This window comes from Pseudomonas sp. MD195_PC81_125, assembly GCF_014060985.1.
GTDB classification, from domain to species: Bacteria; Pseudomonadota; Gammaproteobacteria; order Pseudomonadales; family Pseudomonadaceae; genus Aquipseudomonas; species Aquipseudomonas parakoreensis.
Map to the genome: position 1 here is coordinate 1 of NZ_JABULD010000549.1, position 20,909 is coordinate 20,909.

Genomic DNA, 20,909 nt, shown 5'->3' on the forward strand with positions numbered 1-20,909 from the left:
CGAAGGCTGCGATCTTTTGATCTTGCTCTAGCGTTTATTTGCCCGGGGTGAGGGTCAAACGCGTCTTGCCATACACCCGGTCAAAGTTCTGCGGCTGCATCGGCAAACCGATGTACTGACCCTTGAGCCACGCATCAATGCCATTGAGGTAATTCGGGCTGGCCGGGTTGCCAGACTGGCCGGTACCGTTCTGCCCCATCAACGGTTCGGTCTGGCTGAAGTCGACAATGAAACGCATCGACGGCGCCCGCGTGGTGTTGAAGTCCTGACCCCAGGCAAAAGCCGAGGTGTTGAGCGTGGTGTGATCGCCACCGGCTGCCAGCGGGCCGCGAACGGTCTGGCCGTTGGCGTTTTTCCACGTATAGCTGTGCAGTTTGCCCCACTGCCAGGCCTTGTGATCGCCACCCAACTGACTGTCGCCGGCGTTGATCGCGGCCGCCAGACTGCGCGCCAGAATCTGCGCCTTGTCTTCTTTCTGCGGGGTGTGGATGTCATCCCAGAACGGGCTGTCTTCGCGACCGAGCAGGTGATCGGCCTGCGCCGCGTAGGACAAGTCGCCATTGGCAACAAAGGCTTTCCACGCCGGGCTCGACTCGGGGCCGAGCTCATCGAGGAAGATCTGCTTCATGCTCGCCTGCAGGAACAGCTCATAGATCGCCGCATCCGCCGAGGTCGGGCTGAGTTTGCCGTCGAACGCCATCAAGCGGCTGAAGGCCTCGCGCGCCTTGCTGCGATCGGCTTCCGGCAGGGCGTCGATCGCCTGTTTCAGCGGCTGCTTCATGCCCGGCGCTTCAAACATTTTCTTCAGCTTGGCGGCGAAGGTGGTGGTCTGGTCGTACTGCATGGCGATCACGCTGCGACCGTCCTGTTTGCCGCTGTTGGCCAGTTCCGCCAGACGTTCGCCGCGCTCCGGCGCCGCCCACGAGTTGGACAACTGCATGCCGTAGCCGTGAGGAATCACCCGCTGGTTGGCCGTGCCGAGCCAGCCCTGGGTCGGGTCCTGATCGTAGGGGTGAAGCATCGGGTCGGCGTAACCGTCCCAGTCGTAGCGGCCTTCCCAGCCCGGCGATGGCAGCAGGCCTTCGCCTTCGCGACGGTTGGGGAAACGCCCGGTGACTTGCCAGCCAATATTGCTGGCGTCGGCGAACACCATGTTCAGGGCGATGGCGCGGATTTCGCGACTGGCGTCCGAAGCGCGTTCAACGTTCTGCGCGCGGGTCAGGTCGAAAAAAGCGTCCAGCGATTTGTCGTCGGTGAAATTCGGGGTTTGCAGGGCCAGGCCAAAACCGTTGCCCTGTGCCGCCGCCTGGGCACTGTTGAGCAGTGCACCGTGACGGGTTTCGTACACCGCTTCGCGAATCGGCCGCTGGCCTTTGACGAAATAGGTTTCGTTGCGCACGCCCAGCGGCTGCCATTTGCCGTTGACCTCGTAGGTCAGGCTGCTGCCCTGACGGCGGATTTTTTCCAGGAACAGGTCCTGGTTGTCGCCGAGTACGCTGGTGGCGCTCCACGCCACTTTGCCGTTGAAACCGCCGAGTACCATCGGCAAACCGGCAAGCGTGACACCGGCAGCCTGATATTTCGGCGCGCGGATCTGCACGAAGGTCCACAGCGACGGCGCGGCCAATGGTCCATGACTGTCGCTGGCAAGAATGCTCTTGCCGCTGCGGCTGCGTTGCGGGGCGATGGCCCAGTTGTTCGAGGTGCTGGCGCCCAGCAGATTCACCGCCGCCAATTGTTGGCTGGCGTTGCTCAGTTCGCTCAGGCCAGGGATCTGTCCGTTGAGTTTGAGGCCTTGCAGCTTGTCGGCCTCGGCCAGCGGCAGGTTTTCATCCGGTGCAGACGGGGTCAGCCAGGCGAGTTTGTCGCTGGTCACGGTTTGCGCCAGCACCAGCGAGGAAATTTCCTCCGGCAGGTTGGCTGACTGGCTGAAGTTCAGCAGCGCGAACAGCAGCGCCGAGTCTTCCGGTTTCCAGTATTCCGGCTTGTAGCCGCTGGATGCGAGGTCGCCCGGCAATTTGTCGGCGTAACGGAACAGGTAGGCGTTGACGCCCCGCGCATAGACTTCGAAGAAGCGCTTGAGGCGGGGCGACGAGGCCTTGTACAGCTCGTCGGCGCTTTTCTTCAGGTTGACCGCGCGCATGTAGCGGTCAGCGTCGAGCATTGAGGCGCCGGACATTTCCGCCAGACGCCCCTGGGCCAGCAGGCGCAGGGTGACCATCTGGTTGATGCGGTCGCTGGCATGCACGTAACCGAGGGTGAACAGCGCGTCGTGGAAACTGTTGCTTTCGATCAACGGCATGCCCATCGCATTGCGACGCACCGAAACGTTCTGTGCCAGCCCCTTGAGCGCTTGTACGCCGGAGGTAGGCGGGAGGGTGTCCTGCGCGTTCCAGGTCTGGCAACCGGACAGGCTCAAGACACCGGTCACTGCTGCGGCAACGCCGAACCGGGGAAGAAAATGTGTAAGGGCTGGCGAGGCCATGGCAAAGCTCCTGCGGGGGTGTAGAGGCTGGGGGCGCAATAAAGCCGCTACGTTAGTGAGCGGGCGGTGGCCGCGCAAGCGGGCACGGGGGTTATTTGTGTAATTCTGTCGAATGGAGAAGATCGCAGCCTGCGGCAGCTCCTGCATTGGATTGAGTACACCCTGTAGGAGCTGCCGCAGGCTGCGATCTTTTGATCTTGGAGGGTTGGTCTTATGCACTTGCCTGATACCTGGAGGTGATGTTGAAGTGCGGGAAATTCACTGATCCGCATGAGAAAAAAACGCCATGGAGCTCAAGGCCAACGCGGCACTGATCATCATCGACCAGCAACAAGGCATTCTGCAGCCGCGCCTGGGCCGACGGAATAATCCGCAGGCCGAAGAACGCATGCTTGATTTGCTGAGGGAATGGCGCAGCAGCGGGCGGCCGGTGATTCATGTGCAGCACCTGTCCCGTGAAGCGGATTCGGTGTTCTGGCCCGGGCAGTCCGGGGTGGAATTTCAGCAGCGATTCATGCCGCGGGACGGCGAATGGCTGATCCAGAAACAGGTGCCGGACGCCTTTTGCGCCACGGGGCTGGAGGCACGGTTGCGTGAGGCGGGGATCGGGCAATTGATCATTGTCGGTGTGGCGACCCACAACTCGGTGGAATCCACAGCGCGTACGGCGGGCAATCTGGGATTTGACGCCTGGGTGGCGGAGGACGCGTGTTTTACCTTCGACAAGGCCGATTATTTCGGTACGCCGCGTTCAGCCGAAGAGGTGCACGGGATGTCGCTGGGGAATTTGCACGGGGAGTATGCGACGGTGATCAGTGCGAAGCAGATCCTGGCCGTCGCCTGAGAAACCTGTGGGAGCTGGCTTGCCAGCGATAGCGGAGCGTCAGGCTGCATCAATGCTGGATGTGCCGGCCTCATCGCTGGCAAGCCAGCTCCCACAGTGATTGCATTCCAGCTGGAGGAATGCGCTCGAATGTGGGAGTGAGCTTGCTCGCGATGGCGATGGTTCAGGCGAAGAGCGACTTCGCCCAAGGCATCAAGCGCCGTGGCACTTCTTGAATTTCTTGCCGTTGCCGCAAGGGCAAGGGTCGTTGCGACCGACGTCTTTCAGGGCGTTGCGCACCGGTTCCTGGTGAGCGTGGCCGCAGTTCGGGCCGTGGACGTGGCCATGGTCGTGATCGTGATGATGGTCATGATCGTGGTTGCAGTCAGGGCCATGGACATGAGGTTGCTGAGTCATCGGTTGTGCTCCGGAATTAAATCGGCGGGGATTATCACGCCATTGCGCTCCAGGTGCACGTAGTGGGCGATGAATAAACCGGTTTCCATCTCGCCTTGCAGCCGGTAAGGCACCTGCTGGTGCGGACTTTTCAGCATTTTCACCACGTCCTTGACCCGTGGCCACAGGTTGGTGCGAATCGGTATCCGATAGAACGCGCTGCTTTTCGGCCCCACGGTGATCCAGTGTTCATGCTCGCCTTCGGCCAACAACATATCCGCCAGATGAATGCGGTATTCCATGCCGCGCACGGTCAGGTCGCTGTCATTGGGATTGTCGATGCGAAAATGCAGGATGAATTTCTGCTCGAGCAATTTGGCCCGCACCACCTCGACTTTCACGAGGTGGACGGCGGGGTCGACGCTGTCGTCGCTGAACCATGAGGCGCAACCGCCGAGGTTCAGGATCAGCAGCAGGGGAAGAATGTTGAGTGTGCGCCATAGTCCGAGCATGAGTTAACTCCCTTTGCTGGCAGTCTAGACGCTAAAAGATCGCAGCCTGCGGCAGCGCCTACATGAGTCGCGTCCTCTGTAGGAACTGCCGCAGGCTGCGAGCTTTTGATCTTATGCGCCGAAATACCCCGCACAGCACTTCTTGAACTTCTGCCCGCTGGCACATGGACATGCGTCATTGCGCCCCAGCTTCAACTGCACGGTCGGGTCGATGAAGTACCAGCGCCCGGCGTTCTGCACGAATGAAGAGCGCTCGCGGTGGCTGTGTTCGCCCTGACTGTCGTGCCAGCGCGCGGTGAAGGTGACGAAGGCGTGCTCGGGCTGGCCGCCGAACACTTCCGAGCTTTCGACCTCAAGGCCAAGCCAGGTGCTTTGCGCGCTCCAGGCACTGATCGACTGGCGATCCAGACCGGCCTGCTGGGCGGGCAGGGTAGTGGCCACCAGATAATCGATCAGCCCCAAAACGTAGGCGCTGTAGCGCGATCGCATCAGCGCTTCGGCGCACGGCGCCGGGTGGCCTTCGTGGTAGGGACCGCAGCAGGCCAGCAGCAGGTTGCCGCTGCCGCATGGGCAAATGGCTGTACTCATTGCATTACCACCAGTATTTGCCGAAGTTTTCCGGATTGGCCCAGAACCGCGAGTTGAGCCAGTCGGGGACTTGCTTGTAGTCAAGCAGATCGTAAGTGAACAGGGTCAGTACCTGCTCGTCACGCTGAAAGCGCTCACTGGCTTGCAGCGCCAGCGAGTAGAAATCGGTTTCCTGCCAGCCGCTGGCTGGCAGATCCGCCAGCACCGCAATGCGACTGGCGTTGAGGTTGCGAATCCCGCCCAGCAGGTTCAGGCCGTCACGCTTGGGCAAGTGCTCAAGGCAATCGACCACCAGCGCCAGGTCGAAGCGCCGCGCCGCGAGTTCGGCGGGCAACGCACCGGGTTCGGCGTGGGCCACGCAGCAATCCGGGTGCGCCTGTTTGAAAGCGGCGAGCGCCGGAAATTCGCTGGCGCCGATCAGCAGCAAACGCGCCGGGGCATAGCGATCCAGTAAAGCAGCCAGCGCCTGTTGCGGCGTGCGCGAAGAAATGGCGACGTTCATCGAAGCTCCTCAATCAGATCGCCAAGACTAGCGCGCCAGACGGATCCGGCCTAGACCCCGATTTGTCGCGCGTGGCAAAAGTGCCGAATCCCTGTGAACACGGTCCCAAATGCCAGTGGCCTATTGCTGGCGGAGATTAAAACTCCGGTCTTTACTCCGTGAATCGGTTCTAAGCCGATCCCTCAGGAGAAAACCAGATGAGCATAGTTCGGACAGCATTACCTTTGATTCTGCTAACCAGTGTGTTGACTGGTTGCGCAGGTTTGCAGAAAACCGATTGGCCGACCTGTGCGGCGGTCGGCGGTGTGGTCGGTGCCGGTCTCGGTGCGACGGAAAGTTCGGCGTGGGCCGGCTACGGCGCACTGTTGGTCGGCGGTACGGCAGCGGCCTATTGCTGGGTGCACGGAGATGGCGACGAAGACGGCGACGGTGTGCCGGACAGCCGCGACAAGTGCCCGCACACGCCTAAAGGCGTGCAGGTCGATGCTGACGGCTGCCCTCCACCAGCCCCGGCGCCTGTGGTAGAAGAGGCGGTTGTGGTCAAGGAAGAAACCATCGTCATCCGCGATGTGCACTTCCAGTTCGACAAAGCCACCCTGACCGGCTCCGATAAACAGGTGCTGGACAAAGTTGCCACGCGCCTGAAACAAGAGTCGTCCACGGCGCAACTGACCGTGACCGGTCACACCGACAGCGTGGGCAGCGATGCCTACAACAAGAAACTGTCGGATCGTCGTGCGCACTCGGTGGTGGAATACCTGATCCAGCAAGGTGTGCCGCGTGCCAGCTTCGTTTCGGTCTCGGGCATGGGTGAAAGCCAGCCCGTGGCGGATAACAAAACCGCTGACGGTCGCGCACAGAACCGTCGTACCGAAATCAAAATCGTCCGCTAGCCCCTCACGCATCCGCGGCTTGTGCAGTCGCGGATGCGCGTCTTTACTCCTGTGTAACCGGTATGGGCCGGTGACACAGGAGCTTTCACAATGACTGTTTTCTCAAGGTCCGTCTTGCCGGTGCTGCTGCTGGGCAGCTTGCTCACCGGTTGCGCCACTCACAGCGACGGCGACGCGCCCCTCAATCAACGTACATGGCCGATTTGCAGCCTGATCGGCGGACTGGTCGGTGGCGGCCTTGGCGCCATTGAAAGTGGCGGCTGGGCCGGCGGCGGTGCCGCGCTGGGGATCCTTACCGGCGGGCTGATCTGTTATGCCCAGGATGGCGATGAAGATGGCGATGGCGTGTTCGATCGCCGCGACCGTTGTCCGGACACCCCGGCCAATACCCCGGTCGATCATCGTGGCTGTCCGCTGCCGCAATACCCGGTCACGGAAAAAGCGCCCGAGCCTGCACCGCAATCGGAAGTCATCACCCTCAGCGATGCCGGCAATGTGTTGTTCGATTTCGACAAGTCGGACCTGACCCCGGCCGCGAAAGCCCAGCTCGATACGCTGATGGACAAGTTGCGCAATGCTGACGTGGTCAGCATCAAGGTTATCGGCCATACCGACAGCAAGGGTTCGGACGCCTATAACCAGGCGTTGTCGGAGCGGCGTGCCAGCAGTGTGGCGGCGTATCTGCTGAGCCAGGGCCTGGAACCGGCCAAACTGACCAGCGAAGGGCGCGGCGAGAGCGAGCCGGTGGCCGATAACGCGACGGACGAAGGGCGGGCGAAAAACCGTCGGGTGGAGTTGCATATCAATCGCTAAGACTTGTCTGTAGTCCGCAGGCTAGAGCTGCCGGGCGACGATCATCGTCGAACCGGCAGCGATCCGACGACTGACAAAAGTTTTTTCTTTTGCCCCTCTGGCTTATCCCCCGCGTAAGCCGTTACTGTGCGCCCAAAGAATAATTCCGAGACGGGGGAGCGTATGAAGGTTTTCTGGGGGCTGGGGCGTTTGCTGACCCTGCTGTTCTGGTGCGTGCTGGTGGTCAATCTGCTGCTGCCGTTTGTGCATCCGCTGCATCTGCTGGTCAATCTGGCCGGCGCCTTGTTGCTGGCGCTGCATGGGCTGGAGCTGCTGTTCTCTCGCCTCAAGGGGCGTGCCAACCCGTGGCGCGACCGTCTGCGCATCCTGCTGTTCGGCGTTTTTCACCTGCAAACCATCCCGGCCCCGGCCGCTCCGGAGGCTTCTTCCCATGCGTAAACTTTGCCTGCTCGCTGCACTCATCAGTCCTCTGGCCTGCGCCCAGGTGGTCAGCGTCGAAACCAATTCCCTGATGCGTTTGCCCAACACGGCCAGCACCCTGCAGTTGGAGCGGCTGGACGTCGCGGACTACGGCACCTTGCTGATTCCTGCCAACGTGACCGAGCTGACCGTCGGCGAATTGCGTCTGGGTCACGAAGCACGCATCGCGATCGTCCCGAGCGAACAGACGCTGGACATGAAAGTCATCCGTGCCGAACTGTCCGAAGGCAGCCTGATCACCGCGCGCGGTGCGCCGGGCACGTATGAGAAAGCCGCCCGTGCCGGACGCAATCTGAATTTGCAGTTCAAGGCCTTGAGCGCGCCAAAACTGTTTGTGGATGCTCGCGGCGGTACCGGCGCGCCGGGTTTTGTTGGCCTCGATGGCGGCAACGGTGAGGATCCGGGCTGCACCTGGGGCGCGGCCGGTCACGGATTTGATGGCAGCAACGGTAGCGATGGCCAGCCGGGAGCGCCGGGAGCGCTGGTGCGCCTGGAAGTGCCGCGTGAGTTTCCGGCTGAGCTGATCAAGGTCAACGTCGCGGGCGGCGCCGGCGGCCCGGCGGGTGTCGGCGGCAAGGCCGGCCAGGGTGGCAAGTCCAAGGGCTGCCTGGTGTATCGCGCCGATGGCGGCAAGAACGGCAAGCCCGGGGCGGATGGTCAGCCTGGACCGACGGGTGCGGCGGGGGGCGGTGACCGTACAGCGCCTCTGAATAACCGCGCTATTCACAACTGTGGCGAGGGAGCTTGCTCCCGCTGGGTCGCGTAGCGGCCCCTACGCCATATACCGCGTTTCGTCAGATTGAACGCGTCAGCTGATCTGGGGCTGCTGCGCAGCCCAGCGGGAGCAAGCTCCCTCGCCACAAAAAATGCTGGTCTTCAGCGGGTCAGAACATCGGCCGCGCCGCCGCAATCGCCACCAGCACCAACCCCACAATCAGATTGATCCCCACCACCCGGCGAATCCGCCCCAGCACCGCCGCACCCACCGGCCATTCCTTGGCTTCAACGGCTTTGCGCAACTCTGGCAGCATCAAACCCTGAATCCGGATAAACAGCGCCGTCATCACCACATACAGTCCGATCATCACCTGCACGTATTTCGGCGCGGTCTCGAAGCCGACCTGCTGCAAGTGCAACATGCCCACGCCGCTGATCGGCAACAGGATCACCGCGACCCAGACCCAGCGGAAAAAACCTTGAAACACTTCTACCCACAAGGTCAGGCGGGCAGGGCCTTCGAGCGCCTTCACCGCCGCGGGGCGCAGGACCATCCAGGCGAAAAACATACCGCCGACCCAGACCAGGGCGGACAGGACATGCAGTGGATAAACGAGGCTAAAAGGTGTCATTGGGGTACTCCGTTCTGCGCGGGACTGATTAGCGGGGTATGATAGCGGCCGATCCGAACTACTGAAAATTTATCCAGCGTTTTTACGCCCGACATTCAATGATCAGCACTGAACTCAAAACCACGATCCAGGGTGCCTATTCGCGTTTTCTTGAAGCCAAGAGCCTCAAACCGCGTTACGGCCAGCGCCTGATGATCGCCGAAGTCGCCAAAGTCCTCGGGGATATCGACACCGACGACGAAGGCCGGCGTAGTGGCGACCCCGCGATTGTCGCGGTGGAAGCCGGCACCGGTACCGGCAAGACCGTGGCCTACAGCCTGGCGGCAATCCCCACGGCGAAGCTGGCCGGCAAGCGTCTGGTGATCGCCACCGCGACCGTGGCCCTGCAAGAGCAGATCGTCTACAAGGACTTGCCCGACCTGATGCGCAACAGCGGGCTGAACTTCAGCTTTGCGCTGGCCAAGGGCCGTGGCCGCTACATGTGCCTGTCCAAGCTCGACATGTTGCTGCAGGAAGGCCACGCGCAAACCGCCACCGCGCAGCTGTTCGAAGAAGAAGGCTTCAAGATCGAGGTCGACGAGGCCAGTCAGAAGCTGTTCACCAGCATGATCGAGAAGCTCGCCGGCAATAAATGGGACGGCGACCGTGACAGCTGGCCCAACGCTCTCGAAGATGCCGACTGGGCACGGCTGACCACCGATCACAGCCAATGCACCAACCGCCATTGCCCGAATTTTGGCCAGTGCGCCTTTTACAAGGCGCGCGAAGGCATGGGCAAGGTCGATGTGATCGTCACCAACCACGACATGGTGCTGGCTGACCTGGCCCTCGGCGGCGGTGCGGTGCTGCCGGATCCGCGTGACACCATTTACGTGTTCGACGAAGGCCATCACCTGCCGGACAAGGCCATCGGCCACTTCGCTCATTACACGCGCCTGCGTTCCACCGCCGACTGGCTGGAAACCACGGCGAAGAACCTCACCAAACTGTTGGCCCAGCATCCGTTGCCGGGCGACCTCGGCAAGCTGATCGAGCAGGTGCCGGAGCTGGCGCGGGAGATCAAGACCCAGCAGCAGTTCATGTTCACCGCGTGCGAGCAGATTGCCGATTTCAAACCCGGCGAAGACGTCGAAGGTCGCGAGCGGCCACGCCATCGTTTCGTCGGCGGGGTGATTCCCGAGCACATGCGCGAAATGGGCATCGAGCTGAAGAAGGGCTATTCACGTCTCAACGACCTGTTCACCCGTCTGACCGACCTGCTCAAGGAAGGCATGGACGGCGAGGTCAACATCGGCATCGCCAGCAATCAGGCCGAAGAGTGGTATCCGCTGTTCGGCAGCCTGTTGTCCCGTGCCTCGGGCAACTGGGAACTGTGGACCGCGTTCACCGCCGAAGACCCGGAGGACAGCCCGCCGATGGCTCGCTGGCTGACGCTGGCCGAAAGCGGGTCGCTGTTCGACATCGAGGTCAACGCCAGCCCGATTCTCGCCGCAGAAACCCTGCGCCGCAGCCTGTGGAACGTCGCCTACGGCTGCCTCGTAACGTCGGCAACGCTGACCGCGCTGGGCACCTTTGACCGGTTCCGCATGCGCGCCGGGCTGCCGAAGAAAGCCGTCACCGCTGTGGTGCCGAGCCCGTTTCATCATGCCGACGCCGGCGTGTTGCGCGTGCCGGACCTCAAGGCTGATCCGCGTGATGCGGCGGCCCACACGGCGGCGATCATCCGCGATCTGCCGGAACTGGTGGAAGGCTCGCGCGGCAGTCTGGTGCTGTTCTCTTCGCGCAAACAGATGCAGGACGTGTTCGACGGCCTCGACCGCGACTGGCGCAAACAAGTGTTCATTCAAGGCAACCTGTCGAAACAGGAAACCCTGAACAAGCACAAGGCGCGGGTCGATGGCGGCGATTCCAGCGTGCTGTTCGGCCTCGCCAGTTTCGCCGAAGGGGTGGACTTGCCGGGCGCCTACTGCGAGCACGTGGTGATCGCCAAGATCCCGTTCTCGGTGCCGGACGATCCGGTCGAGGCGGCGCTGTCGGAGTGGATCGAGGCCCGGGGCGGCAATCCGTTCATGGAAATCTCGGTGCCCGACGCCTCCTTGAAACTGGTTCAGGCCTGCGGCCGTCTGCTGCGCACCGAAGAAGACCGCGGCACCATCACCTTGCTCGATCGGCGCCTGGTCACCCAGCGCTACGGCAAGGCGATCCTCAATGCGTTACCGCCATTCCGTCGTGAAATATCCTGAGACAACGGTGGGCAGTTTTGCCCGCCGCGCTGTCTATCTCTCTGCCATGCTTTTCCATTGGCCTTTTGGTCGTTAGGGAGAACTCCGTTCTTATGATTCGCCGTTCGTTGCCTGCCGTATTCGCCTTGATTTTCGCTGCCCCGTTACTGGCGGCGCCTGCGGGTCAGCAGACCCTGTTCAACTTCGTCCGCCCTGCCGATGTGGTGAAAGTCGTCACCGAAAACACTGATCTGCCACAAGCCAACGCCGAGCAAACCCCGGAAGGTGAAGTGCTGCGCCGGGTGACGTTCAACCCGGTAGCCCGCCCGACCCTGCGCCTGACCCCGCAAACCGGCGCCTGGGACTGGTCGCAGTCGGGCATGATGAGCCTGCGTCTGCAAAGCGCAATGAACTGGGCCGTGACGGTTTACGTGCAAATCCAGAGCAACAACGGCCAGACCCTGACCAGCCGCGTTGACCTGCCGGCCGGCCCTGCGCAAACCCTGCTGGTGCCGCTGGTGGCGACCTCGCCACTGAGCCAGGGCATGAAGGCCGGGCCGCCGATGCCGATGACCGTCGATGGCCAGCGCATTCTGCTGGCCAGCAGCAGCGGCGAACTGGATCGCAGCCAGGTGGTGTCGGTCAGCCTGTGGATGGATCAGCCGAAAGCCGCGCAAAGCCTGCTGCTCGAACGTTTCGGTGTGCAGGACGGCGATGCCGTGACCCGGGCCGTCTACGGCAATCTGGTGGACGCCTACGGGCAGTCGACCCGCAGCAAATGGCCGGAAAAAATCAGCAACGACGAACAACTGAAATCTGCCGCCGCCAAGGAACAGCAACAGCTGAAAACCTGGCTGGCCGAGCGCGAAAAATCTTCGCTGGACAAGTTTGGTGGCTGGAATAAAGGGCCGGCGTTCAAGGCCAGCGGCTTTTTCCGCACTGAAAAGCGTGATGGTCGCTGGTATCTCGTCACGCCGGAAGGACATCCTTTCTATTCGCTGGGGGTCAACACCGTCAGCCCGCAGGTCAACCAGACCTACGTGGCCGGGCGTGAGTGGATGTTCGAATCCCTGCCCAAGGCCGACGAGCCGCTCGCCAGTCATTTCGGCGAAGGCGACAACCGTGGCGGCAACGGTGCCGATCAGGGCCGAGGCTATGGCAACGGGCGCTGGTACGATTTTTACGGCGCCAACCTGCAACGCCTGTACGGCGAACCTTGCGCAGCACAGGCGCAAGCCGAACCACCAGCCGCGCCGTGCAAGGCCACTGTCGATCAGCAGAGGTGGGCCACCCACACCCTCGACCGCCTCCAGGCCTGGGGCTTCAACACAGTCGGCAACTGGAGTGCCGACGCGCTCGCCAACGCCGAGCGGGTGCCGTACACCTTGCCGCTGTCGATTGTCGGCGACTACACCAGCATCAGCACCGGCAGCGACTGGTGGGGCGGCATGCCTGATCCGTTCGACCCGCGTTTCGCCATGGCCACCGAGCGTGCCGTGGCCATCGCCGCCCGCGATCATCGTGATGATCCGTGGCTGATCGGCTACTACGCCGACAACGAACTGGCCTGGGCCGGTCCGGGCGATGATCCGCAGTCGCGCTATGCCCTGGCCTACGGCACATTGAAAATGACCACCGACGTGCCGGCCAAGCGCGCATTCCTCAAGCAACTGCGCGACAAGTACCGCAACCAGGCGGGCCTGTCGAAAGCCTGGGGCATTGATCTGCCGGCGTGGGAGTTGATGGAAGACCCGGGTTTCGTGCCGCCGATGCCGAATCCGGAGCACCCGGAAATCGAAAACGACTTCAAATACTTCCAGAAGGTGTTCGCCGACACCTACTTCAAAACCATCTCGGATTCGCTGAAATGGCACGCGCCGAACCAGTTGCTGCTCGGCGGCCGTTTCGCCACCAGCACCCCGGAAGCCGTGGCGTCCTGCGCACAGTATTGCGACGTGTTGAGTTTCAACCTGTATACGCTGAAACCGCAGGACGGCTATGACTTCGCCGCTTTGCGTGCCCTCGACAAACCGGTGCTGATTACCGAGTTCAACTTCGGCTCCAGTGATCGCGGCCCGTTCTGGGGTGGCGTGACGCAACTGGCGAAGGAAGAAGATCGCGGCCCGGCGTATGCCAATTTCCTCAAGCAAGCGTTAAGCGAGCCGTCGATTGTCGGCGTGCACTGGTTCCAGTATCTGGATCAACCGGTGACCGGGCGTCTGCTTGATGGCGAGAACGGGCACTTTGGTCTGGTGGGGATTACCGATCTGCCGTATCAGGGTTTCGTCGAAGCGGTGCGCAAGAGCAATCTGCAGGCGATCGATCAATTGGGCAAAGAGGCTGAGAAGGCCGCTGCGGTCGCCGGTCATGAAGCCGAAGGCGGGCGCAAGGCTGAAGCTGGAAAAGGCCCGGGGGCCGGGCATGCGGGTGGGCATTCGGGGCAATGGTCATTGAGGTTTGATGGCTTAAAGATCGCAGCCTTCGGCAGCTCCTGCAGGGAATGGAATTTTGTAGCAGCTGCAGCAGGCTGCGATCTTTTGATTTTGCGTTGAAATGACCACCCGGCCCGCAGCTGTTCCCAAATCCCTCAAGGGCTGGAACAATGCGGGCCACTTTGTAGAGCGTTTTCGCGGGGGAGTTGCGGGTGCAGATTCAGGGCCATTACGAGCTTCAATTCGAAGCGGTGCGCGAGGCTTTCGCGGCACTGTTCGACGATCCCCAGGAACGCGGCGCAGCGCTGTGCATCAAGGTCGGCGGAGAAACCGTCCTCGACCTCTGGTCCGGTACGGCCGACAAGGACGGTACCGAAGCCTGGCACAGCGACACCATCGCCAACCTGTTCTCCTGCACCAAGACGTTCACTGCGGTCACCGCGCTGCAACTGGTGGCCGAAGGCAAACTGCAACTGGACGCACCGGTTGCCCGCTACTGGCCGGAATTTGCCGCCGCTGGCAAAGAAACCGTCACCCTGCGCCAATTGCTCTGCCATCAGGCCGGTCTGCCGGCCCTGCGCGAGTTGCTCGCACCCGCCGCTCTCTACGAATGGCTAACCATGGTCGACGCCCTTGCGGCCGAAGCACCGTGGTGGACGCCGGGCACCGGCCACGGCTATGCCGCCATCACTTATGGCTGGCTGGTCGGCGAGTTGCTGCGTCGCGCTGACGGTCGTGGGCCGGGCGAGTCGATCGTCGCCCGCGTCGCCAGACCGTTAGGGCTGGATTTCCACGTCGGTCTGGCTGACGCAGAGTTCCACCGCGTGGCGCATATTGCTCGCGGCAAGGGCAATGTCGGCGATGCCGCGGCCCAGCGTCTGCTGCAGGTGACTATGCGCGAACCGACCGCCATGACCACTCGCGCCTTTACTAATCCGCCGTCGGTGCTGACCAGCACCAACAAACCGGAATGGCGGCGCATGCAGCAGCCGGCCGCCAATGGTCATGGCAACGCGCGCAGCCTGGCCGGTTTCTACGCTGGCTTGCTCGATGGCAGCCTGCTCGAAAGCGAAATGCTCGAAGAACTGACCCGCGAACACAGTTACGGCGAAGACAAGACCCTGCTGACCCGCACCCGTTTCGGCCTGGGCTGCATGCTCGATCAGCCGGACATGGCCAATGCCACCTATGGCCTCGGCCCGCGGGCGTTTGGTCATCCGGGGGCGGGCGGTTCGGTGGGTTTTGCTGATCCCGAGCATGATGTCGCGTTCGGTTTTGTGACAAATACCCTTGGGCCTTACGTCTTGATGGATCCGCGCGCGCAGCAACTGGCGCGGGTACTTGCCACTTGTCTGTAAAGCGTTACATGAGGTTCCAGGGTTGGAACCAGATTCGGATTTTTGATTCAAAGCGTCTGTTTATCCGGGCAAAAGAGCTCTGATCTTTCATTACTTCACTTTGTGGATTTTCAATGTCATCCAAAAAAACTCTCGCCCTGGCCCTGTGCGTTGCAATGACCGGTTGTGCACAGACTCCTAAAAACGATGCGGACGGCGGCAGCTGGTGGCCGTTCGGATCTTCCGACAAAGTGACGGCCAAAGAGCCGGCCCCGGCTCCAGCCCCGCTCAAACCTGCCGCGACCGCACCCGTGGCCAAGACTGAAAGCAGCAGCCACTGGTACTGGCCGTTCGGCAGCTCTGATGACGCGGCGGCCAAGGCCGACGTGAAACCCGAAGTCAAACCAGAAGCAAAACCGGCGGTAGTGGCCAAGGCCGATGCTGACACCGGCACAAAGTGGTGGTGGCCGTTCGGCGGCAAGGATCAGTCCACGGCGAAAGTGGTGCCGATGCCTGACCCGAAAGTCACCCAAGCCTGGCTGGATGACTACGAGCCGCGCCTGCGTGCAGCGATCAAGGACAGCAATCTGCAACTCGAGCGCCGTGACAACGTTCTGGTGGTGATCGCGCCGGTTGAAGGCTCGTTCAACCCGAAACGTCCAGCGATGCTGTTGCCGGTGACCCTCAGCCCGTTCACCAATGTCGCGAAAATCCTCGAAGCCGACCCGAAAACTGCAGTTCTGGTGCTTGGTCATAGCGACAACACTGGCGCCGCGCCGGCCAACGTCAAGCTCAGCCAGGAACGCGCTCAGTCCGTGGCGGCAATCTTCCGCCTGAGCGGCTTGCAGCGTGATCGCCTGATGCTGCGCGGCATGGGTGGCGATGCGCCGCGTGCGGCCAACGACAGCGCCGAAGGCCGTGCCCTGAACCGTCGCGTCGAACTGCTGGTGACCCCGCAGAACACCATGGTGGCCCTGCTGAGCAAATACAACATGCCGGCGCCTGCACCGACCACGATGCTTGCCGCACAGGACGTCAAACCGGCAGCCAAACCGGTAACCCCGGCGCCGGCCGCTTCGAAGGCCGCCGTACCTGCAACCAAAAAGGCTCCGGCGAAGAAAGCCGCTGCCAAGGCACCAGCGAAGAAGGCGGCGACCAAGGCTCCGGCGAAAACCCCAGCCAAGAAAACCGCTCCGGCCAAAGCCGCGACGACTGACAAGAAAGTTGCCGCCAGCGATACTTCCAAGCAGTGATCCGCTAACGAAAAGGAATGCGCCATGACCCAGGCTCTGGCAGATATGCGTCGTGATTACACCCGGGATGGTCTGACCGAGGCGCAAGCCCCGGCTGAACCCTTTGCGTTGTTCCACCAGTGGTTCGCCGATGCGGTGAAAACCGAACAGGCGCCGGTGGAGGCCAACGCCATGACCCTGGCCACGGTCGATGCAGACGGTCGCCCGCATTGTCGCATTCTGCTGCTCAAGGGCCTGGACGAGCAGGGCTTCACCTTTTTCACCAATTACGACAGCGCCAAGGGTCAGCATCTGGCGGCCAACCCGTTGGCTGCCATGACGTTCTTCTGGCCGACCCTGGAGCGCCAGGTGCGCATCGAGGGGCGTGTGGTGAAAGTCACGCCTGCTGAGTCCGATGCTTATTATCAGGTGCGTCCGCTGGGCAGTCGGCTCGGAGCCTGGGCTTCACCGCAGAGCCGGGTGATCAACGGGCGCGGCGAACTGGAAGAGTTGCTCAAGGCCACCGAGCAGCGTTTCAGCGATACGCAACCGCACTGTCCGGAACACTGGGGCGGTTATCGCCTGCTGCCTGAGCGCATCGAGTTCTGGCAGGGCCGTCCAAGTCGTCTGCACGATCGCCTGAACTACCGTCAGCAGGGTGCCGACTGGATTCTTGAACGTCTGGCGCCTTAAGCAGTCTACCGAGCGGGATAGCTTGCCGCAGCGGCCTCAAGCCACTTCGGCAGGTCCCGACGCTTGATCTTCTGCACGCGGGCATCGGCCAGTCGTTGCAGCATGAAGGCGCGTTTGTCTTCATCCTTGCCCGCCAGCGACAGGGCCAGATCACGATCCATCCAGCGTTTGATCCGCACGTACAGCCACCCATGGAAGTACAGGCCGGCGACGGTGGTGACGAAAATGATCAGGTAATCCATGAAAATCCTTGGGTTGGCAGGGCGGATTGGGCGATTTGGCGCTACTGTTGGGTGGGGCTGCAGGTGCCTGTACCGGGCCTGAATAAAATCAAGTTTATCCGGGCTGCGTCGTGACAGGCGTCAAGCAGCGGGGTTTAATGAACACCTGTTCTTTTGGAGTTGATGCTATGCGTAAGTCTGTTCTGCTGGTTGCTTCTTTTTCCACGATGGCGATGTTGCTGACCGGCTGCCAGTCGAGCCTGACCGGTGACTCCTACTCCCGTGACGAAGCGCGTCGTGTGCAGACGATTCGCATGGGCACCATCGAATCCCTGCGTCCGGTGAAAATCGAAGGCACCAAGACCCCGATCGGCGGCGCTGCAGGCGCAGTGGTCGGCGGTGTCGGTGGCAGCGCCATCGGTGGCGGCAAGGGCAGCATCGTTGCGGCGGTCATCGGCGCCGTGGCCGGCGGACTGATCGGTTCGGCCACCGAAGAAGGCCTGACCCGCACTCAAGGCGTGGAAATCACCGTGCGCGAAGACGACGGCAGCATGCGCGCTACGTGCAACAGGTTCAAGAAAACGAAGTGTTCCGTGTCGGTGAGCGCGTACGCATCTCCACCGTCGGTGGCACCAGCCGCGTTTCGCACTAAGCGCGAACGAGCGGTAAAACAAAAACCCGATCAGGTGACTGGTCGGGTTTTTTTTGTCAAGACTAATCAGTATTACTCACTTCCATAACAGCTCAATTGAAAGTCATATTCCGGAACGTAAAATGGCCGGCCGATTAAAACTTCGAGTTGTGTTATTTGCTTGGGGTCGAGATCGTAGCCGTAGATTTCGTCTTCTGGCACGGTCCACTTCATGATTGTTCTGAGCTGGTCGATTTTCCCGTCTGGAACAGGTATTTCGAAAACAAGGAGTGACGTTTTTTTTATCATAGGCATCGACAGTATGATTAAGTTTTGGGTAGCGACATGTCATTCGATGCATACCAGTTGAACTATACGATTTACACCTGATAGCTGTTTCCCGGTCCAGTCTTCCAAAATATTAATCTGTTCCTCAGACAGGTCGTACCCATCAAACTCATCTTCCGGTTGCTTCCAGTTCATGAGTACCTTCAGCGCGTCCTCATGATGTTCGGCGATATCAACGCTTAGGAGTAAAACCTCGGTTTTTTGATCAAATACCTCAACTATATGTTTCACTTTTCTACTCTCCTTTTGGGGTCAGCAGGCTTGGTCTGTTCCCCGGTTCTCGGGTCATATTCTCCAAGGTGTTTTCCTTGTTTGGTGTACAACTCAACCTTGCCGTGCTGGGAATCCCATTCATAAATTTTCCCTGATAGATCCTTCCATCGCCTGCGTTTTTTTCCTCCCCCACGAACAGACGTTTTCATTGGTGCGGATTTGGCCTCAGGAAAGGCTGTAAGGGAGTTTGGGGCCGGATGATATTTGATATCCCCAGCAATATTCAGAACGATGTATACCGGCGCTACCCCCGAATCCGCCGGAAACACCAGAATGAAATCCCGATACTCCGGCGGATAAACCGGATTCACCAGAATCCCGTCCGCCGCTTTCGTCGGCGGATACACCCAGATGTGCGGTGCTTGCGGTGCAGCCTCCAGTGCCGGGATGCCGAGAATGTCAGAACCATCCACCGCCGGCGTCCAGATCAGTTCGACGCCTTCACCAAGGTCTGCAATGAATCGGTTGCCGCGCGCGGTGAACTGCACGACATCGACCATTTCCCAATCGCGATTCCTGCCGGTGTAGAAGCCGTAGCCCCGCAGACTGCCGTCGGCCTGTTGTTCGACGCGCAGGCGCACGCGGGTGCGCGCCTGTTTGAGGCTGCGCAGTTGCTCGTCGCTATAGAGTGCGCTGTCGCCGAGGCTGGAAGGCATGAGCAGCGCCACCAGTCCTGCCAGGGTGGCGCTGGCCGTTCCGGCGGCGATGGCGGGTAGCGCCTCGAAGGCGGCGCCGGCCAGGGCGAAACTGCCGAATCCGGCGGGAATGGCTGTGGCGCCGATTTTTCTTCAGGGCAACACCGCCGGTTTCATCGCTTTCGCGTGCACCCAGCAGAATCAGCTCGCCGTAATCCTTGAGGCTGTCGGTCGGCACCATCCCCGAAGGATTCGCGTAGTCGATGATCGCGTCCGGCAACTTGCATGACTTGGCGAACACGCACCCGGCGCGCACGGGATCAGGCTTTTTCGCCGCAACCTCTCGACTGCGCTCGAAGGCCTCCTGCCGTGCCAGCATGGCGTCGTAAGCGTTTTGCCGGACTTCGCGTTCGGCCAGTTCAGTGGCCGTCATGTAGCGCCAGGTGACGTGATGACCGTCGCCCGCCGGCGGGTTGGGGACCCGGGGAATGTCCTTGTTGCGAGCCACTGAGCGTCCTTTCGTTCATCCATCGACAGGCCCTCGAAAGGGCTGTGCGACGTTAACGAAGCGGACAAAGGCTGGCTGTAGGACGGATCTTTGATTAAGTGCGGATTGTTCGCTATTGGTCAGGCAGGGGGCGAGCAGGCCGCTTCAGCTCAAGAACGGAGGGAAGGTTCTGTGCCGTTACTGCAAAAGCCTGATACCCATTTGCACAGAACCTGGCAGTTGGTGGATGAATTGAGCCTCAGCTGTATCTGTGAGGCTTGCAGGTTTTTTCCTATGCTTGAGCGCTGAGCCTGTGATGAGGCAATTCCTGCCCGAATCAACGAGAACATGACCATGAGCGACAACCGACAGTGGGCCCGTGAAGCGATCCGCATCATCGAAGCGGACTTCCAGCGCAGCGCCGACACCCATCTGATCCCCTTGCCGCTGCCGGGCTTCGCAGGCATCGAGTTGTACTTCAAAGACGAGTCGAGCCATCCCACCGGCAGCCTCAAGCATCGCCTGGCGCGCTCGCTGTTCCTGTATGCGTTGTGTAACGGCTGGCTCAAGCCCGGCGCGCCGGTGATCGAGGCGTCCAGCGGTTCGACGGCAATTTCCGAAGCGTATTTCGCGCGCATGCTTGGCTTGCCGTTTATTGCGGTGATGCCGGCGACCACTTCGAAAGAGAAGATCGCGCAGATCGCCTTCTACGGTGGCCAGAGCCATCTGGTTCAGGATCCGACGCAGATTTACGCCGAGTCCGAACGTCTGGCCCGCGAGCATGGCGGCCACTTCATCGACCAGTTCACCTACGCCGAGCGGGCCACCGACTGGCGGGCGAACAACAACATCGCCGAGTCGATCTTCCAGCAGATGCGGTTCGAGAAACATCCGGAACCGAGCTGGCTGATTTCCAGCCCCGGCACCGGCGGCACCACCGCGACTCTCGGCCGTTACGTGCGTTATCGCCAGCACTGCACCCGGGTGTTGTGCGCCGATGCCGAGCGCTCGGTGTTCTTCGATTACTACCAGACGGGCGACGCGAGCCTGCGTCTGGACTGCGGTTCGCGGATCGAAGGCATCGGTCGGCCCCGGGTCGAGGCGTCGTTTCTGCCGCAGGTGATCGATGCGATGGTCAAGGTGCCGGACGCCTTGTCGCTGGCGGCCATGCATTATCTGGCGCAGCGTCTGGGACGGCATGTCGGCGGGTCGAGCGGCACCAACCTGATCGGCGCGCTGATGGCGGCGCAGCAGATGAAAGCGGCGGGGGAGTCGGGGTCGATCGTGGCGATTCTGTGCGATGGCGGCGAGCGCTATGCCGATACCTATTACGATCAGGACTGGCTAAAGGCGCAGGGCTATGAGCTGGAGGGGTTGATTGCGGCGGTGGCGGCGAGTGCCGAGAAAGGTGAGCCGTTGCCGACCTCGGTGTTGCGCGCGAATATCTGATACACCGAAAACCACTGTGGGAGCTGGCTTGCCAGCGATAGCGGATTGTCAGTCAACATCAATGTCGAATCTGAGTCCGTCATCGCTGGCAAGCCAGCTCCCACAGGA

At 61.3% G+C, this 20,909-nt stretch carries 18 protein-coding genes and 3 pseudogenes; 12 read left to right on the forward strand and 9 right to left on the reverse strand.

What is annotated here, in order from left to right:
* Positions 1-34 precede the first annotated feature (34 nt).
* Positions 35-2,485 carry a penicillin acylase family protein gene (locus tag HT737_RS22040; RefSeq protein WP_121184089.1) on the reverse strand — a complete coding sequence of 817 codons (2,451 nt, stop codon included), beginning with the start codon at positions 2,483-2,485 and terminating at the stop codon, positions 35-37.
* A gap of 286 nt (positions 2,486-2,771) precedes the next feature.
* On the opposite strand from HT737_RS22040, the gene HT737_RS22045 reads away from it, so the two are divergent.
* Positions 2,772-3,329 (forward strand): cysteine hydrolase family protein, encoded by a 558-nt coding sequence (locus HT737_RS22045; protein WP_182404000.1) that lies wholly within the window; start codon positions 2,772-2,774, stop codon positions 3,327-3,329.
* Positions 3,330-3,521: 192 nt separating this feature from the next.
* On the opposite strand, the gene HT737_RS22050 is transcribed toward HT737_RS22045, so the two are convergent.
* From HT737_RS22050 to HT737_RS22065, 4 genes are all read right to left on the reverse strand, one after another.
* Positions 3,522-3,725 (reverse strand): SEC-C metal-binding domain-containing protein, encoded by a 204-nt coding sequence (locus HT737_RS22050; protein ID WP_003198420.1) that lies wholly within the window; start codon positions 3,723-3,725, stop codon positions 3,522-3,524.
* Positions 3,722-4,216 carry an LEA type 2 family protein gene (locus tag HT737_RS22055; protein WP_041070625.1) on the reverse strand — a complete coding sequence of 165 codons (495 nt, stop codon included), beginning with the start codon at positions 4,214-4,216 and terminating at the stop codon, positions 3,722-3,724. Before HT737_RS22055 ends, HT737_RS22050 begins: the two co-directional genes overlap by 4 nt.
* Before the next feature lie 111 nt (positions 4,217-4,327).
* On the reverse strand, positions 4,328-4,804 hold the full coding sequence (locus HT737_RS22060; RefSeq protein ID WP_041070623.1) for a YchJ family protein: 477 nt from the start codon (positions 4,802-4,804) through the stop codon (positions 4,328-4,330).
* Between the two features lie 4 nt (positions 4,805-4,808).
* Positions 4,809-5,306, reverse strand: coding sequence for a DUF6231 family protein (locus HT737_RS22065; protein WP_041070621.1), 498 nt, complete (start codon positions 5,304-5,306; stop codon positions 4,809-4,811).
* A gap of 197 nt (positions 5,307-5,503) precedes the next feature.
* Between HT737_RS22065 and HT737_RS22070 the strand changes: the two genes are divergently transcribed.
* The 4 genes and pseudogenes from HT737_RS22070 (at position 5,504) to HT737_RS22085 (ending at position 8,202) form a co-directional block, all read left to right on the forward strand.
* Positions 5,504-6,199 (forward strand): OmpA family protein, encoded by a 696-nt coding sequence (locus HT737_RS22070; RefSeq protein WP_041070618.1) that lies wholly within the window; start codon positions 5,504-5,506, stop codon positions 6,197-6,199.
* A gap of 90 nt (positions 6,200-6,289) precedes the next feature.
* Positions 6,290-7,012 (forward strand): OmpA family protein, encoded by a 723-nt coding sequence (locus HT737_RS22075; protein ID WP_041070617.1) that lies wholly within the window; start codon positions 6,290-6,292, stop codon positions 7,010-7,012.
* Positions 7,013-7,174: 162 nt separating this feature from the next.
* Positions 7,175-7,450 carry a DUF1145 domain-containing protein gene (locus tag HT737_RS22080; protein ID WP_182404001.1) on the forward strand — a complete coding sequence of 92 codons (276 nt, stop codon included), beginning with the start codon at positions 7,175-7,177 and terminating at the stop codon, positions 7,448-7,450.
* Positions 7,443-8,202 (forward strand): annotated as a pseudogene (locus tag HT737_RS22085) (collagen-like protein). The gene HT737_RS22080 and the pseudogene HT737_RS22085 overlap by 8 nt, the downstream one beginning before the upstream one ends.
* Before the next feature lie 174 nt (positions 8,203-8,376).
* Here the strand turns inward: HT737_RS22085 and HT737_RS22090 are convergent.
* Positions 8,377-8,841: a DUF2269 family protein gene (locus HT737_RS22090; protein WP_182404002.1), complete on the reverse strand. Its 465-nt coding sequence runs from the start codon at positions 8,839-8,841 to the stop codon at positions 8,377-8,379.
* 98 nt (positions 8,842-8,939) lie between these two features.
* Here HT737_RS22090 and dinG point away from each other — a divergent pair, with 98 nt between their 5' ends.
* The 5 genes from dinG (at position 8,940) to pdxH (ending at position 16,757) form a co-directional block, all read left to right on the forward strand.
* Entirely contained in the window at positions 8,940-11,084 is a 2,145-nt protein-coding gene (gene dinG, locus HT737_RS22095) for an ATP-dependent DNA helicase DinG (RefSeq protein WP_047292082.1), read from the forward strand.
* 92 nt (positions 11,085-11,176) lie between these two features.
* The gene (locus HT737_RS22100) at positions 11,177-13,615 is read left to right on the forward strand and encodes a beta-galactosidase (protein WP_306287249.1); all 2,439 of its coding nucleotides are present in this window, start codon (positions 11,177-11,179) and stop codon (positions 13,613-13,615) included.
* Between the two features lie 92 nt (positions 13,616-13,707).
* Positions 13,708-14,853: a serine hydrolase domain-containing protein gene (locus HT737_RS22105; RefSeq protein WP_182404003.1), complete on the forward strand. Its 1,146-nt coding sequence runs from the start codon at positions 13,708-13,710 to the stop codon at positions 14,851-14,853.
* 113 nt (positions 14,854-14,966) lie between these two features.
* Complete coding sequence (locus HT737_RS22110; RefSeq protein WP_182404004.1) at positions 14,967-16,085, forward strand: OmpA family protein; 1,119 nt, start codon at positions 14,967-14,969, stop codon at positions 16,083-16,085.
* Positions 16,086-16,109: 24 nt separating this feature from the next.
* The gene (gene pdxH, locus HT737_RS22115) at positions 16,110-16,757 is read left to right on the forward strand and encodes a pyridoxamine 5'-phosphate oxidase (protein WP_041070601.1); all 648 of its coding nucleotides are present in this window, start codon (positions 16,110-16,112) and stop codon (positions 16,755-16,757) included.
* Positions 16,758-16,762: 5 nt separating this feature from the next.
* Here the strand turns inward: pdxH and HT737_RS22120 are convergent, their stop codons facing one another.
* Entirely contained in the window at positions 16,763-16,999 is a 237-nt protein-coding gene (locus HT737_RS22120; protein ID WP_047292092.1) for a hypothetical protein, read from the reverse strand.
* Positions 17,000-17,166: 167 nt separating this feature from the next.
* Here HT737_RS22120 and HT737_RS22125 point away from each other — a divergent pair.
* A pseudogene (locus tag HT737_RS22125) lies at positions 17,167-17,630 on the forward strand (glycine zipper 2TM domain-containing protein).
* A gap of 327 nt (positions 17,631-17,957) precedes the next feature.
* Here HT737_RS22125 and HT737_RS22130 read toward each other — a convergent pair.
* Together HT737_RS22130 and HT737_RS31900 are read right to left on the reverse strand one after the other, a co-directional pair.
* Positions 17,958-18,188, reverse strand: coding sequence for a hypothetical protein (locus HT737_RS22130; protein ID WP_047292099.1), 231 nt, complete (start codon positions 18,186-18,188; stop codon positions 17,958-17,960).
* A pseudogene (locus tag HT737_RS31900) lies at positions 18,185-19,373 on the reverse strand (colicin E3/pyocin S6 family cytotoxin). The gene HT737_RS22130 and the pseudogene HT737_RS31900 overlap by 4 nt, the downstream one beginning before the upstream one ends.
* A 333-nt stretch (positions 19,374-19,706) precedes the next feature.
* Between HT737_RS31900 and HT737_RS22140 the strand changes: the two are divergent.
* Positions 19,707-20,801, forward strand: coding sequence for a PLP-dependent cysteine synthase family protein (locus tag HT737_RS22140; protein ID WP_047292103.1), 1,095 nt, complete (start codon positions 19,707-19,709; stop codon positions 20,799-20,801).
* Positions 20,802-20,909: the final 108 nt, after the last annotated feature.